This is a genomic window from Sphingobacterium sp. 40-24, assembly GCF_001899705.1.
Lineage (GTDB): Bacteria > Bacteroidota > Bacteroidia > Sphingobacteriales > Sphingobacteriaceae > Sphingobacterium > Sphingobacterium multivorum.
On record NZ_MKWH01000003.1, the window covers coordinates 1 to 19056 of the forward strand.

16 protein-coding genes and 1 tRNA gene are annotated in these 19056 nt (G+C 40.1%); 6 read left to right on the plus strand and 11 right to left on the minus strand.

The genetic code is table 11. From position 1 onward, the window contains the following. Positions 1–440: 440 nt before the first annotated feature. Together BGP15_RS00265 and BGP15_RS00270 are read left to right on the plus strand one after the other, a co-directional pair. The gene (locus tag BGP15_RS00265; RefSeq protein ID WP_286768379.1) at positions 441–1874 is read left to right on the plus strand and encodes an ATP-binding cassette domain-containing protein; all 1434 of its coding nucleotides are present in this window, start codon (positions 441–443) and stop codon (positions 1872–1874) included. 92 nt (positions 1875–1966) lie between these two features. Continuing rightward, positions 1967–2066, plus strand: a tRNA-OTHER gene (locus tag BGP15_RS00270). A gap of 48 nt (positions 2067–2114) precedes the next feature. Here the strand turns inward: BGP15_RS00270 and BGP15_RS00275 are convergent. From BGP15_RS00275 to BGP15_RS00300, 6 genes are all read right to left on the minus strand, one after another. Further along, complete coding sequence (locus BGP15_RS00275) at positions 2115–5759, minus strand: M1 family aminopeptidase (protein WP_286768380.1); 3645 nt, start codon at positions 5757–5759, stop codon at positions 2115–2117. Beyond that, positions 5752–6636 carry an ABC transporter ATP-binding protein gene (locus BGP15_RS00280; RefSeq protein WP_286768381.1) on the minus strand — a complete coding sequence of 295 codons (885 nt, stop codon included), beginning with the start codon at positions 6634–6636 and terminating at the stop codon, positions 5752–5754. Before BGP15_RS00280 ends, BGP15_RS00275 begins: the two co-directional genes overlap by 8 nt. 469 nt (positions 6637–7105) lie before the next feature. After that, entirely contained in the window at positions 7106–7504 is a 399-nt protein-coding gene (locus BGP15_RS00285; protein ID WP_112375658.1) for a VOC family protein, read from the minus strand. 12 nt (positions 7505–7516) lie between these two features. Beyond that, the gene (locus tag BGP15_RS00290) at positions 7517–7966 is read right to left on the minus strand and encodes an SRPBCC family protein (protein ID WP_046672128.1); all 450 of its coding nucleotides are present in this window, start codon (positions 7964–7966) and stop codon (positions 7517–7519) included. Positions 7967–8060: 94 nt separating this feature from the next. Further along, entirely contained in the window at positions 8061–8483 is a 423-nt protein-coding gene (locus tag BGP15_RS00295) for a DoxX family protein (RefSeq protein WP_286753250.1), read from the minus strand. Positions 8484–8545: 62 nt separating this feature from the next. Beyond that, the gene (locus BGP15_RS00300; RefSeq protein ID WP_286768382.1) at positions 8546–8968 is read right to left on the minus strand and encodes an SRPBCC domain-containing protein; all 423 of its coding nucleotides are present in this window, start codon (positions 8966–8968) and stop codon (positions 8546–8548) included. 135 nt (positions 8969–9103) lie between these two features. Here BGP15_RS00300 and BGP15_RS00305 point away from each other — a divergent pair, with 135 nt between their 5' ends. Further along, positions 9104–10093, plus strand: coding sequence for a GlxA family transcriptional regulator (locus BGP15_RS00305; protein ID WP_046672125.1), 990 nt, complete (start codon positions 9104–9106; stop codon positions 10091–10093). Positions 10094–10155: 62 nt separating this feature from the next. On the opposite strand, the gene BGP15_RS00310 is transcribed toward BGP15_RS00305, so the two are convergent. The 3 genes from BGP15_RS00310 to BGP15_RS00320 form a co-directional block, all read right to left on the minus strand. After that, a complete protein-coding gene (locus BGP15_RS00310) occupies positions 10156–11910 on the minus strand; it encodes a DUF885 domain-containing protein (protein WP_286753249.1) in 1755 nt (584 codons plus the stop codon). A gap of 68 nt (positions 11911–11978) precedes the next feature. Then, positions 11979–14678, minus strand: coding sequence for a magnesium-translocating P-type ATPase (gene mgtA, locus BGP15_RS00315; protein ID WP_286768383.1), 2700 nt, complete (start codon positions 14676–14678; stop codon positions 11979–11981). A gap of 73 nt (positions 14679–14751) precedes the next feature. After that, positions 14752–15456: an MgtC/SapB family protein gene (locus tag BGP15_RS00320; RefSeq protein ID WP_286768384.1), complete on the minus strand. Its 705-nt coding sequence runs from the start codon at positions 15454–15456 to the stop codon at positions 14752–14754. A 224-nt stretch (positions 15457–15680) separates the two neighbouring features. Here BGP15_RS00320 and BGP15_RS00325 point away from each other — a divergent pair, with 224 nt between their 5' ends. Genes BGP15_RS00325 through BGP15_RS00335 form a run of 3 tightly spaced genes read left to right on the plus strand, consistent with a single transcriptional unit; the run spans position 15681 to position 17832 of the window. Then, entirely contained in the window at positions 15681–16157 is a 477-nt protein-coding gene (locus tag BGP15_RS00325; protein WP_286768385.1) for a carboxymuconolactone decarboxylase family protein, read from the plus strand. A 40-nt stretch (positions 16158–16197) separates the two neighbouring features. Then, positions 16198–16536, plus strand: a complete 339-nt coding sequence (locus BGP15_RS00330; RefSeq protein WP_286768386.1) for a YciI family protein — start codon at positions 16198–16200, stop codon at positions 16534–16536. 54 nt (positions 16537–16590) lie between these two features. Beyond that, positions 16591–17832 (plus strand): RNA polymerase sigma factor, encoded by a 1242-nt coding sequence (locus tag BGP15_RS00335; RefSeq protein WP_286768387.1) that lies wholly within the window; start codon positions 16591–16593, stop codon positions 17830–17832. An 8-nt stretch (positions 17833–17840) separates the two neighbouring features. On the opposite strand, the gene BGP15_RS00340 is transcribed toward BGP15_RS00335, so the two are convergent. Next, positions 17841–18374 carry an STM3941 family protein gene (locus BGP15_RS00340; protein WP_286768388.1) on the minus strand — a complete coding sequence of 178 codons (534 nt, stop codon included), beginning with the start codon at positions 18372–18374 and terminating at the stop codon, positions 17841–17843. 4 nt (positions 18375–18378) lie between these two features. After that, positions 18379–18912, minus strand: coding sequence for a hypothetical protein (locus BGP15_RS00345; protein ID WP_286768389.1), 534 nt, complete (start codon positions 18910–18912; stop codon positions 18379–18381). Between the last annotated feature and the right edge of the window lie 144 nt (positions 18913–19056).

The following is a 19056-nucleotide window of genomic DNA, read 5'->3' on the forward strand; positions in this document are numbered from 1 at the left end:
CAAACTATGCTATTTCAAACTAAATTGGCACAAATTGAACCGAAATAAGTGGCATCATCCGACCAAAATGACTGGCACTATTCGAACCGTAATATCCAGTCAACTCAAAAAAATTAAATGATACTGTAGATTTTTCAGATATTGAGCGAGTAAAATACATCCCGCAAGCATATCTTGAAAAACTATGTAATGACGAGGAAACTAAATTCAAAGATGAAATTAATAAAGTTGTTTTCTCTCGTTTAGATGATTCTGACAAACTTGGTAGAAAAAGTTTTGATGATTTAGAAAAATACAGCTCTGAGTTAATAAATCAACAGATAGAATCAGAAATCGGTAAACTAAACCTTTTAAATAAAAACATTCTTATATTAGAGGAAAAGAAAAAACCCGAATATAAAACTGGCCTCGAAAACAATAGAAAATCGAAACAGATAGATTTGGATAATTTAAAAAAAGAAAGGGAAAAATTATCCGTTGTTCAGAATCCCGAAAACGATCCAAACCTAACTGCGGAACAAAAAGAAAAACTTGAAAGTCTTGCGAATATAGGAGTAGAAATAAATCGACTCGAAGCAGAAATTAAGTCTGTTCAAGACGATTTAAGAAAACAAAAAATATCCCATTCCAATTTAAACTCATTGTTGCAAGAAGTTTTATATCAAAAGCAATATTTTGAAAATTGGAAGAATGAGAAAAAAGATATTTTTAATCAATATCAGATAGATATTGACAAGACGTTGCTACTTACTATAGATACTTCTATTATCCAACAAAAAGTCGACGTTCTTGCAGAAAAAATTCAAAACAACGAAGGACTTATATCTCCTGCTTCTACAATTGTAAATGGAAAGGAAATTAGCCTTACAATCCAATTAAATGAACATGTTGCCAATAGAACTCAAATTGGCGTAGAGCTGGAGAAACCCTATCGAGAATATCAAGACTATCTTAATCAGATTAAAGACTTCGAGTCAAAGGAGAAAGAGGTATTAGGAGATGAATTTACACCCGGCACTCTTTCGTTCTTTATTGCTGAATTAGAATATTTGGATAAGTCACTGAATACGGAATTGGAGAATGAAATAGCAAAGCGAAATAGTGCTATATCTATCATATTTGGTCTTAAACAAAAGATACAAGTGATCTATAATAAAATGAAAGGTGCGATTACCGACGTTTTGAAGGAATTTGCGGACGGACAAAATATTACCATTGAAACGTCTTTTAAATTGGATAAACTATTCAATGTTAAATTCTTCGAATTCGTAAACAGATATGGCGATTTCTACCAAAATGGTGACGAGCATCTTAAAAACCTAATCAACAGATACAATTTAAATGGAATTGAAGATATAACAAGCTTTATAAATGAATTGTTGAGTAGTAAAATCTTCATAAAGGAAGGACGTCAAGGGGATTTCTATAATTTTTTATGTTCTTTAGATTATTTAAAGCCAGAGTATGATCTTCGATTAAATAATAAGGGATTAAATCAGCTTTCACCCGGTGAAAAAGGGGGGTTACTTTTGGTGTTTTACCTTGTCTTAGATAAAGACAACAAACCTCTTATTATTGACCAACCAGAGGACAACCTTGATAATCAAAGTGTGGCGGAAATATTGGTTCCCTATATTAAGAGAGCGAAAAAGTTTAGACAAATTATTATGGTCACTCACAATCCAAATCTTGCGATAGTGTCAGATGCTGAACAGATTATTTTTATGGATATAGACAAAGAAAACGACTATACTATATCATTTGATGCTGGAGCCATCGAAAATAAAATTATTAATAATCACATCGTAAATATTTTGGAAGGCAAAATGAAAGCCTTTGACAACCGTAGAGTGAAATATAGAAGACACAATTGATATGTCATTATTTACAGCCGGAATTTATTTAAAAACCGTTACAAATACGTAACGAAGCAAAATTTTGCAGTTTCAAAAATTGTTCATATATTGCTTCTGTAAAGCAGAAATGGCATTTTTCAACCATTTCCAAGATATATGACCATCAGACTCATAATCTTTTGGTCCCTGGTTCGAGCCCAGGTGGGAGCACAAAAAATCCTCATCATGCGATGAGGATTTTTTATTATCGGGGTTTCCCTATATCTCCTTTCGATTATCGTCCGATTCAATATCGATCAATTTATTGTAAGGGTCTATGCCGACCTGTTGGGGTTTTTGATCAACAACTAGCGTCATCGTATTGTTGATTCGATCGATTTTATGCTTTTTTAGATAAAGCTCCTGACGTTTATTACCGTCTTTGCTTTTCTTATCCGAGAAAACGCCGACTTCAATATAGTCTGCCAATGGCAATGATTTCAGGGTCACACGATCTGATTTCTTAAAGGACAGTGGCTGTCCACCTTCGTCATTGTAACTCTTTTTCCCATTGCCATCTACGCGGTATTTAGAAACTTCAAATTGGATATCAACCTGATATTTACCATTCTTAAGTTTCTTAGAACTTACTTTTTCTATTTTGTTGTTATATAGGGTGATCGTTTCAAACATATCTTTAATCAGGTAACGTAAGGAATCTGGAGTCGCCTGTCTAAAACTATCCACAAACTCCGACGACGTTGTATACGGTGGGTTTTGAAACGCTGTACGTTGTAAATAAGATTGAGCTGTCCGGTAAAAAAGATCCTCGCCCAGATAATCGCTCAAGGCATACAGTACCAAGGATCCCTTTTGGTAATGAATATACATTTGATTTTCATTATACATCAACGGCTTTTCACCGAGTTTTTCGGCACTTCGCCCTTGTAAATAGCCATCGAGCGCATCTTTGAGAAACTTACGCATCTGCCCTTTCCCATATCTTCTTTCCAAAACCTTTAGCGATGAATATTCCGACATACTTTCGGACATCAATGTCGCCCCCTGCACATTGGCTCCTACCACTTGATGTGCCCACCACTGATGTGCAATTTCATGGGCTGTTACCGCGTAGGGATAATCGACTGCATCTTCCTTTTTCTCATTGACATCAGCAATAAAGCCGATCGCTTCGGAAAAAGGAATAGTATTGGCAAAGGACTGTGCGAAAGTTCCTGCTGTGCGCGGAAATTCAATAATACGTAATTGTCGATGCGGGTAAGCACTATATTCTTTCGTATAGTAAGCCAAAGAAGCTTTACTGGAAGCCATCATGCGATCGAGGTTATAGGTATGCCCCTTATGGTAATAGATCTCTAAATTAACCCCGTTCCACTTATCTTTTTTGACTTCATATTCGGCAGAATTAAAAGCAAAAAAGTTCAGGATTTCCGAATCCATCTTATACTGATAGTACTTACGACCATCTTTTTCCCATTCTTTTGTGAGATAGCCTGGAGCAATAGCCAACTGATTTTTGGCTGTGCTAACCGTAGCTTCAAAACGGATCCAATCGGCATCATTAGATATATAGTTATTCTGAAGGGCCCTTTTGTCAGTCTGTGGAGCCATTCTATCCCGGTGTGGCAGTCCGTATTTCTTTCGAATATCATTATCTACCAGCTCGCCACGGTCAAGATAGCCTATATTCGGAAAAAGCATATTGTTGATAAAAGTGCCATTGCCCTTCACAGGAGACTTTTCATTTATCCAGGTGTTGGCCGGACTAGCCGTGCTAAATTTCAATACAATAGAATCGCCCGGAGCCATAGGCTTTTCGAGTTTATAAATATTGAAATTATATTTATCGTCGGCCGATATCAATTTATTCGGCACACTTAAAGAAAAGGTATAATCGTAATCATTATAATTGACGAAAATGGAATCTATAGGCGTATTCGTCTTGTTTTTTAGCACATAGGCCGCATTCGCTTTAAAACTACGCTTATCGGGAAAAATATCTAAATTAAACTTGACATCCACGACACGGGGCTGCGGCCCGTATTGGTACTTTTTATATTTCTTCTCCCATTCCACAGCCTGCTTTTCATGATCTAAACTGGTATAATAGGGATTTTTAACATGATTTTCGTAATAGATTGCAGCACCGATGCCGATAAAGCCCGCAAAGGCAAAAATGAGTATCGCCGTTGTTACCGGCCCCAAGTTCGTCTTAAAAATACGCCAACGCTCGCTAACTCCTGAAAAACTACCTCTCCGCCACAATAGCAGGGCTATAACAGCAAAGAACACCGCAAAAAGTAGCCAATAAACCCGATAGGTTAAAAACGGTAGAACGTAACCAAATCCATCCATATCCGAGTAATCGAGATCCGGTCCCTGGTTAAACTGATAGATTTCCTGTTCTACACCGACCATGGATAAAAAAGGTAATCCAATAAAGAGGGTCAACAACACAAAAAATCCAGCCAGGTAATTCTTGAAAAGCGTATGGACAAAAAGCGAAATGAAGAGCCACACCAAGTTTGACAGCATACCGTATACCATCAGGTGCATCACATATTGTCCGATTTCAAAATTATAATATCGATAGTATATTTGGAAGCCCATGCAGGTCACAATCACAACGGCCAGCAAGGTTAATTGCATCAAAAGAATTGCGAGAACCTTCGATCCCATAAAAGCCCAGTTGGGTACCGCTGTGGTATCCAGTAGTCCTCCCATCCGAGTAATACTTCCACGATGCACAAGAAGTCCCGTAAAAAGAAAAGTGAGAATCAGCAGGAAAAATTTAAATGTAGTCCCCGGGATCATCAGCATTTTCCAGGTCACGGGATAGGTCGACGTTCCGAATATCGAACCAATGGTACTTGCCATTAAGATAATGAACAATACCCCTACCAAAGTCAATATTAAAAACACCGGATTTTTGACAATATATCGGTAGTCATACCGTGCCATCATCCACATTGTTCTTAAATAATGAAATGTCGAAAAATCATAATTTACTTTAGGTAGATTGATTTTGAAGACACTATCAAAGTTATTTTTGGTTAAACGGGCTCCTTTTTTCGACGATTTAAAGGAAATCGAATGTTGTGAAAAAGAAAACAACACATAAAACCCGCCAATGAATAGGGCTGCGACCGCAAGCCATATTAACCGGTTATAAATAACAGCTCCAGTAAATGGCAGATTGTTTACATTCTTCTCTTCAGGAGACCAGTATTGTGTATAATACGAGATGGCACTATCCCCAAAAGGATCGATTAATGCCCCTACGAAACGGTTGTCCATGTTGTTTGCCAGATTCTGAACCAGCACCTGAAGAATAATAAGAATCAGCACCGCAACAAAACCAACGTATACGTTTCGTGTCAATGTTACCAGCACAAAGATAATTGCACTAAAAATAATGAGATTAGGGATAACCTGCACAAGATAGGTTTGTAAATAAGCCCCAACCTGAATCGGCCCCAAAAGGGATTGATTGATGCCTGGTACAAATTGTGCAACGATAATCCCCAGGGTTGAAGCAAATACAATAACCAATACAACAGCCACCGATCCAAAGAATTTACCGAGTAGATAATCCGTTTTTGAGAAAGGGTAACTGAAAAGTATCGTATGCACCTGATATTGAAAATCCCGGTAGACGCAGGCTCCAACGATGGACGGTATCAAAAAATAGATAATAGTCGACATGCCATTGACCATGCCGTTAATCGCCCAAGGAGAATTCATCATGGTGTTGGACGAAGTCGTGGCCGTTATACCATCAAAAATACCAAGCGAAGACAGCATAATGAACAGCGAAAGCGCAAAGAAGAGTGCCATATAGATGTAGACGGCAGAACTCTTAAACCAACGCGCAAACTCAAAATTAAAAATGGCTTTAAACATGGCGTTGATCATTTTTTAGCGCTACAAAATAGACATCCTCCAATTGACCTTGAGCGTTCACAAATGATTCATCAGGACGCTCATCGCTGTACACCCGAATATTGAGCGTGTTGTCCTGATTGTAATTGGTTGAAATAACGTTATATTTTTGTGTATACTCATCCAATTGATCCCGACTGATGATACGTACCCAGATTTTACCTTCCAATTGATCAATAGATTCTTTTGGAGTGCCCCTCAAAAGGATCTTTCCTCCATTCAGAATGGCCAACTCATGGCAGAGTTCACGCACATCATCCACGATATGCGTGGAAAAAATAACGGTATGATCGGTACCTATCTCGCGTAGCACATTTAAAAAACGATGTCTTTCCGCTGGGTCAAGCCCTGCGGTCGGTTCATCAACAATGATTAACTTAGGATCATTCAGCAACAATTGCGCTATACCAAAACGTTGCTTCATACCGCCCGAATAACCACTTACACTTTTATTGCGCACGTCCCAAAGATTGGTTACCTCAAGAACACGATTGATAATGGCATCCCGATCCGCTTTAGATTTAATTCCTTTCAATTTTGCAAAATATTGCAGCAGGTCTGATGCCGACAGATTGGGATAAACACCAAATTCCTGTGGTAAATAACCCAAAACTTTCCGCAAATCAAGCTGATTTTTGAGTACATCAATATCACCAAAAGTAATACGCCCACTGTCGGGTTTCTGAAGCGTCGCAATCGTCCGCATTAAAGAAGATTTGCCTGCACCATTTGGCCCCAGTAGACCAAACATCCCAGGCTTGATTTCTAAGTTTACGCCATCTAAAGCTTTTACCCCATTAGAATAGGTCTTACTAAGGGTCTCTATTGATAAATTCATAATTTACTTTAACTGTTAATAATATGTTAGTATACCGAAACAATGATATGTTACATCAATATAGTAAAAGTTAAAAACAAACGAAAATAAAAGGCTCGTTGTAGACAGGACTATGGACAAAGCAACAGCATTTTACTAGTTAACTATCCATTGGAAAAAGTGCGTCTCCAGCAGGACCAAAAAATCTGGATAGGGATCAGAAAGAATGAAGAAGTCTACTGGAAACTCCGCAATAATGGCTGGGTACTACAACGAAAAGACCCCCTAAAGCTACGGCTGACCTGAAAATCAACGTATTCAACCTGCATCCCCAGTGCTGAGAGTTTGTCCCCTAAGTAGGCAAAAATAGGATCTGTCACATAGACCTCCGGATTAATGGCACAAACTCATTTTCTACAAAGATCATAACACTGATTTTAGTACAATTTGCTTTTTTTTAATAGAAAAAGCAACTATTTGAAAGAGGAAACTAAATTCCCAAAACCCAGCGTACATTGAACAAATCAGTTACCTCAATAAATTTATGTGCTGTATCACCAGATTTATTTTTGATCCTTTGGGATGTAAGTTTTCCGATTAATTCCTCGCGATCAGCATTGTCCTGACAGGGAACAAATACAGCTACATAGTTTCCCACTTTCCGACCTTCATTGTGTACGAGATCGGAGCCATAGATGACAATGCGTTCGGAAATAAGAGCGGCACTCACCACAGGAGTTTCAACATAGCCTTGAAGGGGTTCTTCGAACATCTCGAAATGTAAAGTGCCCCCGAAACAGGTCTGGTAAAAGGTAAGTGCTGCCCTACAGTTTCCTGAGAATGTAATGAATATTCCGCTTTGCAAGCGTTCCATCTGCTCAACTAGCATAATTTAAATTGATTAAGCGTCCGGTATTTCAGGTTCCACAAGCTTTTTCATTTTTTCCAAAGATTCTTGCCAGCCAAGATAACACATCTCCGCGGGAATAATCTCGGGAATTCCGGTCTGTTCAATCTGAAGTTCAGTGCCACAGATCACTTTACGCAAAGAAACAGTCGTAGTCATTTCACCTGGTAAATTAGGGTCATCAAAGCGGTCCACGTACTTGATAAAACCATTTGGTTCAATCTCTAGATACTCACCACCGAAGGAATGACTATGACCTGTACTAAAATTGGTGAAAGTCATTTTGAAACTTCCCCCGACTTTAAATTCCATGTGTTGTACGGTACATAGAAAACCATAAGGAGGAAGCCAGCTGGCATGTGCTATCGGGTCTGCAAAAGCACGGAACACTTTTTCAGGGCTCGCCTGAATAATTCGATGTAAAGAAACATGATTCGTTTTCATAGCTATATCGTTTATAAATAAATTACTACTGCTGGTTTTTTGTTTTACTTTTTTTATTAGGCATTATTTTAGGACAATCCAATCTAATAAGGCCTTAAACAACTGAGGTCTGATGATACGTTCCTGTGTTGCTCATATCTTTGCTGCTCAAGCGGGCTATTCTACCCTGATAGACGTAAGAAACAGCGAGTACCGCCAATATCACAATAGGCATGGCCATAAATGCAGCATTTTTGTCAACACAGGCATGACTGATAAAAGCAAATATCAAGTTAAATGTCAATCCAGCATAAGCCCATTCTTTTAATTTACCTGGAACCTGTGGTACAGCAATTGCAATAACGCCCAACACCTTACAGATGATTAATGCATAGGCAAAATAGTCGGGGTATCCCAACGGTTTTGTGCCCGCATTGATATATTGAGGAGCAAATAATAGTGTTCCAAGTGGCATTAGTCCTTCCCAGAGAACTATAAATACCGTTGCTATCCAAAAAGCAATTTTGTTTTTTTTCATTGTATAAGTCGTTTGTGTAAGTGTATAATTTCAGTTCTGATTCACCTTGAAGTCAGGAAATATTAATTCGCAGATTCTACGTAGTTTACGAAGTTATTCAGAATAGCCTCCCAACCCGATTTTTGCAATTCAGGATCATTTTCCTGTTCCGCTTCAAATACTGTAGTTACGTTAGTTTGCCCTTCCGTTTCCGAGAAAAACGTGTTTACAGTTCTTCCATCAGCCATGGTATAAGCAATTTCGCGATATAGATTTACTGTATGGTAGGTTCCTTCGAAGTCAAACCCAAAGCTTCCGTCTTTCGCCTCCATTCTATTTTTAAAAGTTCCATCTACACGAAGGTCATTTTCACTACTTGGGCAGTGCCAGCTCGGATCTGCCGTATTCCATTGCATGATATCCACAGGATTGTTCCAAAGTTTCCATACTTTTTCTACAGGAGCGTTAATCGCGGCTTCAACTGTAATTTTTGTCTGTCTTTTCATTGTTTTTCTATTGTTTATATTGATATAACAAAGATGCAAAGGATCACAACATTGCGGCTGTTGCAAAGACGACAACTTTAGGGGTAGATTACGACAAAAACTATTTGTACCTTTATATCATAAACCAAAAATGATATGCAAATCTCTGTTTTTGTTCCCGAATACGGCACTATCGAAGGTATTACCCCTGCGTTCAGAACCTTTCATACGGCCAATGAATTTCTAACGGCCTTTGGAAAACAGCCTATTTTTGAAGTCGAATATGTAGGTTTAACGACTTACGTCCCGGCCAATAGCGGGGAGTATACCATCAAGACAAACCGACTACTACAGGACGTTCAGAAAACAGATCTGCTTATTATACCGCCTATTTTTGGCAACATAGAAAAAGGAATACGTGATAATGCCGAAGCCATCCCTTATTTCACAAAACTGTACCACAAAGGGGCTAGTCTTGCCAGTCTATGTGTGGGTGCTTTCCTGCTCGCTGAGACCGGTCTTTTAGATGGGAAAAAATGTTCGACACACTGGGCACATATCGAAGAGTTCAAGGAAAAATACCCCCACATTGAAATTGAAGATGGTGCCGTGATCACTGAACATGAAAATATCTACAGCAGTGGTGGCGCGAGCAGTTTATGGAATCTGATCCTCTATTTAGTGGAAAAGTATGCCGATAGGGAAACAGCCGTACTCATAGCCAAATATTTTGCACTGGATATCAGCCGGGATAATCAATCGCAATTCGCCATATTCAGAGGCCAACGTAATCATGCTGATCTGGATATCCAACAAGCTCAAGACTATATCGAGAAGAAGTACGAGGAGAAAATTACAGTCGAAGAACTGGCCAATCATGTCAATATTGGGCGGCGAACATTTGAACGGAGATTCAAAGAAGCAACCAACAACACGCCTGTTGAATACCTGCAACGCGTACGCATCGAAGCTGCAAAAAAGTTCTTCGAAGCATCACGAAAAAACGTCTCTGAGGTCATGTATGATGTAGGTTATACAGATACAAAAGCCTTTCGAGATATTTTCCGAAAAATTACTGGCCTTACACCAATAGATTATCGAAACAAATTTGCCAAGGTGACCGCCGATGTTGCCATCGAGCAATAAGCTTTGATAAACAATAAAGCCACTCAGGGGAGTGGCTTTATCATTGATCGGATTTCTTACTTTTATTTTAACATCATTTCCCGGATATACTTCACCGGTGAATTGCCAAAGCTCAGGAATTTTTCATTGAACGCCTTCAAATTAAACTGTTTTCCTTCTTTTTGCTTCACAGCTTCCCTAAGATCATAAATTTCTTTATATCCCGTAAAGTAAGATGTCAACTGCACGCTGCTCACCGACACACGTTTCCATTTTCCGGCTGCTTCAGCCTGCTGTTGAAACGCTTCATCAACCAACAAATGCATGGCGTCTTTTTCACTCATATTTTTCACATGGACGCTATAATCGAGTATCGCATTGCAAACAGTACGCAGATGCCATTTGTACCACATTAACCACATTTCTGGAGCATTGTCTCCGTAACCATTTTCGAGCATCATTTGTTCGGTATAGACAGCCCAGCCCTCAATCATTGCACCATTTCCTAAAATACTCTTGATGAGACTCGGCGATTGGTTGGCATACACCAATTGGGTATAATGACCTGGAATAGCCTCGTGGATATTGAGTATCTGTAAAATGTAATGGTTATACTCCCGAAGGTAACTTTCCGTTGCCTCTTTCGTCCAACCGGTCAGACTGCCCACATTGTAATAGGTATTTCCGCCTTTATCGTATGGACCAGGTGCACTGATTGAAGCTCCTGCAACACCAGCCATATAAGCAGGCTCTTTACGCACCACGAGCGGCTTGCTATCATCGATGTACAATAAATCCTTTTGTTTGACAAATGCAACCAGCTTCGGTATCTGTGCTTCGATAGCTGATTGAAACTCTTCTGCTTTGACATGTTTGACAGACAGGGTGTCGATCATTTTTCGAATGACAAGCAAACTATCGGATGGCAAGGACGATTTTCCAAAATATTTAGGCCACAGCTCTTTGCTAATTTTATACATCTCTCTGTGTAAATAGCTTTTTCTTGCTAGAGCAGCCTGATAAATCTGTTCTGCCGTTGAACCCGATTGGATATCGAAATCAAATTTCTTGTCATAAAGTTCTTTTCCTAGTCTAAAACTTCGTGGAGAAGGGTTAGGTGTCACTTTTAAAAATTGAACATATCCGTTAATCGCCGCAATAGCTTGTTGTGAAGCCTTCTGGATGGCATCCTTTTCTGATGTCGGCAGATCGGATTTTTTAAGTGAATCCCGTAAATCGTTTTCGAACACAGATAAACCACCCAAATTCTGTTGAATGGCCAAATCGGTCAAGACCGTGGCCGGATTTTTAAGCTGTCCTTTCGCCGCCTCATAGTAGGCCGGAATCTTCGTCAACCGATGATATATCGCTTTAAGTCTGGTCGATAAAGGCGCATAATTCTCGGCAAGCATAAAAGCGATCGTCCCACCAACATTGTACGAAGAAGGATTCCACTCATACGCGCGCTCTTTTTCAATCGCCCAAATATTGGATTCAAGATAGTTTTGAATCAGATGATAATCTGTTTGCTGAGAAAGATTCAACGTACTCAGATCAAAATTTTTAAGGCTGTCCAAATGTCTTTTCGAAAACTCCAGTCGTAGTTTTTGCGCATCAGCATCAGGTATGGTCAACAAGGAATCATACTGATGGAATCCGACCTGGGTAGCCCATTCCGGATTTTCCTTCCAAAGCTGTAGAATAAAGCGGTCCTCATACGATTTAAATTTTTCATTCGCAGCAGTATCAACAGTAGATTGTCGGTCCTGAGTTCCCGATCCACAGGAAGCCATTAGGCCCAATCCAAAGATAGCAAGGGTATATGTTATAAGTTTCATTGGAGTATTTTGCCTAAAATTAACATTATTGTTGATGAATTTCAGCATTTTACTCCAATAATTTACAACTATAACCAGGTATGAAATTTCCGAATAAACCAATTTTTCACCCACTGCGTCATTAAACAATAGCAGATCAAAATGCCGATAAGCCATGGAAAATAAGTTAGAGGCAGTGCCTCCATTTTTAAAGCAGCAGCAAATGGTGTAAACGGCAAAACAACACCGATAATCATCATCAAACTCGTCAACGCCACAACCGGCGCTGCAGCCCAGCTTTGAATAAAGGGTATTTTCTTGGTTCTTATCATATGGATAATCAATGTTTGTGAAAGCAATCCCTCCACAAACCAACCAGTCTGAAAGAGTGTTTGATCCGATACGGTATTGGCCTTGAACACGAAAAACAATACTGCAAAAGTGGCAAAATCAAACAGTGAACTTATGGGACCAATAAATAACATAAACTTAGAGACACTGCCAGCGTCCCATTTCTTTGGCTCGACAATAAATTCCTCATCCATACTGTCCCAGGGAATAGCTACCTGCGATATATCATAGAGTAGATTCTGAATAAGCAGATGCACGGGCAGCATTGGAAGAAATGGAAGAAAAGCGCTAGCACCAAGCATACTGAACATATTGCCGAAATTGCTGCTCGCCGTCATCTTGATATATTTAATGATATTGCCAAAAGTTCGACGCCCGTAAATAACCCCTTTTCGCAGCACCATAAGATCCTTTTCCAAAAGAATGATATCTGCGCTTTCCTTGGTGATATCGACAGCCGTATCCACGCTGATACCGACATCAGCCTCCTTAAGTGCCGCTGCGTCATTGATGCCATCGCCCATAAACCCAACCGTATGCCCCTTTTCCCTTAATGCCTTCACAACACGAACTTTTTGGAGCGGACTTAATTTCGCAAATACCGACACCCGATCAACACATTGATTTAGCTCGCTGTCCGTGATGCTATCTAATTCATTTCCATTGACGATCCGATCCACCGGAATGCCGACATCCAGACAGATTTTGCGTGTAATAATCTCATTGTCTCCAGTCAGTACTTTAATCGCAATCCCCAATTTCTGCAAGGCTTCAATCGCAGGCTGTGACGATGGTTTGGCCGGATCCAAAAAGCCAATAAATCCGGTCAACGTCATTTTCGCTTCATCCGCAACAGCATAGGTCAACGGGTGACTACCTTCAAATTCTCGGATAGCAACCAATAAAACACGTAATCCCTCCTCGTTCATCTTTCTTGATGTTTTCAATACAATTTTACGCATCGTATCGTCCATCGGTACTGTACGGTCATTTTCGACATGCAGGCTACGGTCATCTCCCGGATCAAAAGCATGTGTACATAACTCAAGCATTTCCTCTACGGCCCCTTTACAGATCAATAGGTGTTTGCCATTATGCTGTTTGAGAACCACAGACATCCGTCGCCGCTGAAAATCAAATGGGATCTCGTCAATTTTCAAATATTGATCCTCCACTTTCAGGTAATCGTGCAATTCGACATGTTCCAGCACAGCCTTATCCATCAGATTCTTCAGACCTGTCTGATGAAAACTATTGAGATAGGCCCATTTGAGTACCTCGTCATCTTCGACACCGTAGACGTTCAGATGTTTTTCCATGACGATCTTGTCCAATGTCAGTGTTCCTGTTTTATCCGTGCATAGAATATCCATGGCACCTATATTTTGGATGGAATTTAGCCGCTTGACGATGACTTTACGTTTGCTCATATTGACAGCGCCCTTTGCCAAGTTAGCGGTGACAATCATGGGCAGCATTTCGGGGGTTAAACCTACAGCAACAGCAATGGCAAACAGTAGCGCTTCCGTCCAGCTATCCTTCATCAATCCATTGATCAAGAAGATCAGCGGAACCATGACCAGCATAAAACGGATCAATAAAAAACTCACCTTATTTATCCCCTTATCAAAACTTGTTTCGGGACGTTCGCCAGTAATCGATTTGCTGATACTTCCAAAATAGGTATAGCTTCCCGTCGTTACAATCAGGGCTGTCGCCGATCCGCTAACGACATTGGTCCCCATAAAACAAATATTACAAAGTTCAATAGGTGATTTATTCCCTGCATCCCGGATCGGCAAATAATTCTTCTCTACAGGAAGCGCCTCTCCGGTCAGCATACTTTCACTCACAAAAAGATCCTTACTCTGAATAATACGGCAATCTGCAGGAATCATATCCCCTGCGGAAAGGTATACAACATCTCCCGGCACCAGCTCAACAATAGGAATCTCTCTTTTCCCTTTAAATTTCCGCAATACTGTCGCCGTAGTTTTCACCATACTTTTTAATTTTTCTGCGGCGGCATTACTTCGATACTCCTGTACAAAACGAAGCAGTGCACTGACCAAAATCATAATGGACACCACAACAACTGTTTTATAATCCCGTTCGCCAACCTCCGGAAGCCCAACATCGATAATAAAGGAAACAGTGGCAATCAATAACAGAATATATATAAAGGGGTTAGCAAAAGATTTCAATAGCTGCACATACCACTTTGGGGCCTTTTGATGTTTCACCTCATTTAAACCAAATTTCTGTTGACGCTCCGCAGCCATTTCATCTGTAATCCCTTCTCTGCTCGTTTCTAACATCGCGCAGGCAAGTTTTTCATCCTGACTGGCCACCCCCTGCAATTTGGTCACAGTCCCTACATTCATTCCATTGGAACTGATCATATTGTGCAATGGATTCCTTGTTGTTTTATTGTTCATTTTAATCATAACCCTATAGCCCGTTTCATGTTAATTTCCGTAAACCCCATTCTTATTACCGATCCAATTCGTATTACAAATCCGACTCGGTACCAATAATTTCCCAGCTTATTTTTGTTACTCTTTCTTCAATGGTCAATCGGCTAGCCATCCGTTCGATAAGACTGTCTTGCTGACCGATGGCTCTAACAATAGCCCTAATGACAACAGTGTTAGTAGCCAGGGTATCGTCACTCGAAAGGGAAGACAACAATAGCTTTTCGTTACTGCTGAGCATCTGCATCAATAAAACACGAATATGATTTTCGATGTCTATCCCACAGCCTATGGTCAGTAGATATTCGGTCTGGGATGCTGCCGATTTATTAAAAGTCAAGAAGGCCATTTTTTGTCCGATTGGACGAAAGATCAGGTGTGTAAAAATAATAGCCAGCGCAACGACAGATGCTTGGGCATACAAACCTAGACCGGAGAGCGCGCCTACTGCCGCCGAACACCAAATCGTCGCTGCCGTGTTCAGGCCATGCACATTCAAACCGTCCTTCATAATCACACCAGCGCCAAGAAAACCAATTCCACTGACCACATAAGAAGCGATCCGTCCGGTAGCATCACCGCCAATTTCTATGGAAAGTAACACAAAAGCTGCTGCTCCCAACGAAACTAATGTATTCGTCCGAAGTCCCGCATTTTTCTGGCGCCATTGGCGCTCTACGCCCACAGCAGCGCCCAAAAGCAATGCAGCAAATAATCGTATGGTAAATTCAAAAACACTCATCTCTTTATCCTCCTTTGCCTGCAAAGGTCCACATTCCTCCCCCCATGATTCGTTAGAGATCTTTTAGAAAATTATTAGAATTTTATTAGAGAAATACTTAAATTAAAAAACTATAATACAAGCACTTACAATTTAAATATAAAATTTACAGATCAAGCTGTCCAATTTCTTTAACTTCAAGCATTGTTGTGGTGTAAATCAGTTACACTAAAAACAATAAAAAAATGGAACAACGAATTAATTTTTTCGCAAAAGGGCAAAACGCCATGAAATCGATGTTTGGAATAGGTGCATATCTGAGCAAGTGCTCGATAGAACAAGAGCTTTTGCATCTTATTTATTTCCGTGTATCACAAATCAATGGCTGTGCTTATTGTCTGGATATGCATTCAAAAGATCTACTGGACACCGGAGACCAACCACAACGATTGTTCTTATTGGATGCCTGGCGGGAAGCCCCGCTGTATAGCGAACGTGAACGTGCTGCACTGGAATGGGCCGAAGCCGTGACGAAAATTACACATGGCGATGTATCGGACGAGGTTTATGCAAAAGCAACTGCAATATTTTCGGAAGAAGAACTTATTGACCTGACCTTGGCCATTACAGCAATCAATTCCTACAATAGGATCAATATTTCCTTCCGCACACAAGCAGGAAGCTACAAAGTTGGACAGCACAAAGTACAGCCAACCTCATAAATACGAAACGTATATTTACACGATAAATTAAACCATAAAAATGAAAGATTTCATCTTATTATTTCGTCAGGGGGCCAATGAGCAAAGTCAACTGACAGAAGAAGAAGCAAAAGCTGTGAACAAAAGGTGGTTCGACTGGATCCATGACATCGATACGCAAGGTAAACTGAAGGATCATGGCTCCCGTCTTGAGCCTGCCGGAAAGGTATTAAAGCCGGGCGGTATCGTTACGGATGGACCTTTTGTGGAAATTCGGGAGAGACTCGGCGGTTTTATTGTCGTCGCAGCAGAGGATCTTGACGAAGCCACAACATTGGCCCATGGCTGTCCTATTCTCGATTTTAACGGAAGTGTAGAGATACGTGCACAGCTCAACTAATCATAATATACAGGATCGGCTGTACACCGACATAGCCGATCCTATTTTAAACTTATGGATCCAGATTTTCTAAAACAGCTTTTCCAGCAAGAATTTACCAAAATAGTCGCTGTCATCAGCAAGAGTTTTGGCCTCCAGTACATCGAAATAGCGGAAGATATCGTCAGCGAAACGTTCTTAGTTGCCACAGAATCCTGGCAGACCAAAGGCGTTCCTGCAAATCCTACGGCTTGGCTGTACAGGGTTGCAAAACAAAAAACCTTGGCCCAGTTTAGAAGAAATAAAATATTTACAGATAAAATCATCCCGGTAGTACGGCAGCGGGAGCCAGAAGCGGAGAGCTTTGACGAGTTTAGTTTCTCGCAGGAAAATATTAAAGACAGCCAATTAAAAATGCTGTTTGCCATCTGCACGCCAGCAATTGCCAGTGAGGCACAAATTGGTCTTGCCCTTAGAATCCTCTGTGGTTTTGGTATAGAAGAAATTGCCGAAGCATTTCTTTCCAACAAAGAAACCATCAATAAGCGCCTATTCAGAGCAAAGGAAAAACTACGTTCAGAAAAAATCGAACTCGAACTGCCTTCCGAAACAGAAATTATCAAACGCCTCGATAATGTACTCCATATTATTTACCTCTTATTTAATGAAGGGTATTATTCTAAAACCCAAAATCAAATTTTACGAAAGGAGCTCTGTATTGAAGCGTTACGCCTTGCGCTTATGCTTTCATCTTATGAAAAAACCAATACACCCAAGACCAATGCGCTCATTGCGCTGATTTGTTTCCATTCTTCCCGCTTCGAGGCAAGGCTGACCAATGAAGGTGATTTCATTTTGTATGAGCAACAGGATGAGGAACGCTGGAATCAAGAACTCATCCATCAGGGGCTTTATTTTCTGAAGAATGCGGCATTGGGCGACGAACTCACATCTTATCATCTGGAGGCGAAAATTGCGCAATGCCATTGTATAAAGGAAGACAGTCCAGAAAAATGGACCGAAATCCTGCAGTGGTATGACCGTTTATTAGTCGTCAATTATTCCCCCGCAGCTGCATTAAATAGAATATTTGCCCTATATAAAGTAAAAGGCGCTAAAGCTGCATTGGCCGAAGTAAAAACCTTACAGCTAGAAGACAACCACTTTTATTTTGTCCTCCTCGGGGAACTTTATCAGGATCTAGATAAAAACAAAGCCATTGCAAACTTCAATAAAGCAAAAAACCTCGCCAAAATAACATTGGAAAAAGAGATTATTCAACAGAAGATTGATGCTATAAAGTCTGCAATGACCTAATTTGTTTGCTAGACATCGATTACTTTTACCCTTTTCCAATAAGAAACAAAAAGCTGATACAGCTCCGAGGGCTCCAAATCAATCGTTGAGGACGAATACATAATACACAATTCTTGCGTGGATTCTTGATAAGCCATTTTCCATAACAGCGACGAAAGCCGCTCTTTATATTTAGAAGGATGACCCAGTGTTACAACGACCAGGGTATCACCACCGACTTTTTGTAAATCAATGCTTTTAACATCCTGCCAGTCGCCTCGGCCAAAAGCTTTTGATACTGGTGTTGTCTTTCCAAGAAAATAGCGGTCGTTTAAAACAATTTGCGCCGTTTTATCCCGAAGACTCAGTAGGCTGGAAAACAATAAAATTAAGAGTATCAGCAGTGTTCCGGCAGAGAAAACTGTCGGCTTTCCCTTAAATACTCCATCAAATAAACCGATACTGAACAATAAAATGACCAAAAGCAACAAACATAGAGCTCCCGAAATTGACAATAGCTGAATTGTTTTCCGTTTATTTCTATATAAGCTTGTTTCCTCCATCGGTTTAATTTCCCCAGTTAACGTTCAAGTTATGTTTTTCGGCATAAGCTTTTCCTAAAGCATATACGTTGTCAAACACACTGTTAATGGAAGGCATATCGTTTTTTTCGATCTTCTGGAGTAAAGCCTGCTTTTCTTCAGCTGAACCTTTACCATCACATAACTTTGCATAAGCGGTATATTCGTTTTTATAAACAGGCAACACTTTTTCAAATAATGCAATAGACTGCTCTTTCAACGCTTTTGCATCGTCATCGGAAACATTCAGTTCTTTAATATCCTTTAAAGCCTTTTCGACCACCTGAATTTTGATTCCAACAGATTTTTGAGCTTCGTCGCCTACTTTCTTACTGGAGGGCATATCCGCAAATTCTACGGTCTCCTGCTCGAGCTGTTTGCCGTAGCGTTCAGGAGCAAAATCTGCTACAAGATTTGTGTTTAAAACAACTTTTCCGAAAAAAGTCTCTGGACTTGGGGATTGACAGGCTGTAAAAAATAAGCTCGCCGACATAAAAATAATAACTAGTAAGTGCTTCATATAAAAATTCTGTTTGTGACCAAAGTAATTAATTATCATGAAATAGGCAAACATGTTGTCCCACCATATCGCTGTATAAAATTGTCATCAACCTTTCTGTTTAGGCGAAAAAAGCACGATAGCTGAGCAATTCATATTGCACAA

Bases quoted from the DNA above. Each gene is read 5' to 3' on its own strand.
- BGP15_RS00305 (WP_046672125.1), top strand. From the start codon at position 9,104: ATGCAAATCTCTGTTTTTGTTCCCGAATACGGCACTATCGAAGGTATT.
- BGP15_RS00285 (WP_112375658.1), bottom strand. From the start codon at position 7,504: ATGCTAGTTGAGCAGATGGAACGCTTGCAAAGCGGAATATTCATTACA.
- BGP15_RS00340 (WP_286768388.1), bottom strand. From the start codon at position 18,374: ATGGAGGAAACAAGCTTATATAGAAATAAACGGAAAACAATTCAGCTA.
- mgtA (WP_286768383.1), bottom strand. From the start codon at position 14,678: ATGAACAATAAAACAACAAGGAATCCATTGCACAATATGATCAGTTCC.
- BGP15_RS00295 (WP_286753250.1), bottom strand. From the start codon at position 8,483: ATGAAAAAAAACAAAATTGCTTTTTGGATAGCAACGGTATTTATAGTT.
- BGP15_RS00275 (WP_286768380.1), bottom strand. From the start codon at position 5,759: ATGTTTAAAGCCATTTTTAATTTTGAGTTTGCGCGTTGGTTTAAGAGT.
- BGP15_RS00325 (WP_286768385.1), top strand. From the start codon at position 15,681: ATGGAACAACGAATTAATTTTTTCGCAAAAGGGCAAAACGCCATGAAA.
- BGP15_RS00335 (WP_286768387.1), top strand. From the start codon at position 16,591: ATGGATCCAGATTTTCTAAAACAGCTTTTCCAGCAAGAATTTACCAAA.
- BGP15_RS00310 (WP_286753249.1), bottom strand. From the start codon at position 11,910: ATGAAACTTATAACATATACCCTTGCTATCTTTGGATTGGGCCTAATG.
- BGP15_RS00330 (WP_286768386.1), top strand. From the start codon at position 16,198: ATGAAAGATTTCATCTTATTATTTCGTCAGGGGGCCAATGAGCAAAGT.
- BGP15_RS00345 (WP_286768389.1), bottom strand. From the start codon at position 18,912: ATGAAGCACTTACTAGTTATTATTTTTATGTCGGCGAGCTTATTTTTT.
- BGP15_RS00280 (WP_286768381.1), bottom strand. From the start codon at position 6,636: ATGAATTTATCAATAGAGACCCTTAGTAAGACCTATTCTAATGGGGTA.
- BGP15_RS00300 (WP_286768382.1), bottom strand. From the start codon at position 8,968: ATGAAAAGACAGACAAAAATTACAGTTGAAGCCGCGATTAACGCTCCT.
- BGP15_RS00290 (WP_046672128.1), bottom strand. From the start codon at position 7,966: ATGAAAACGAATCATGTTTCTTTACATCGAATTATTCAGGCGAGCCCT.
- BGP15_RS00320 (WP_286768384.1), bottom strand. From the start codon at position 15,456: ATGAGTGTTTTTGAATTTACCATACGATTATTTGCTGCATTGCTTTTG.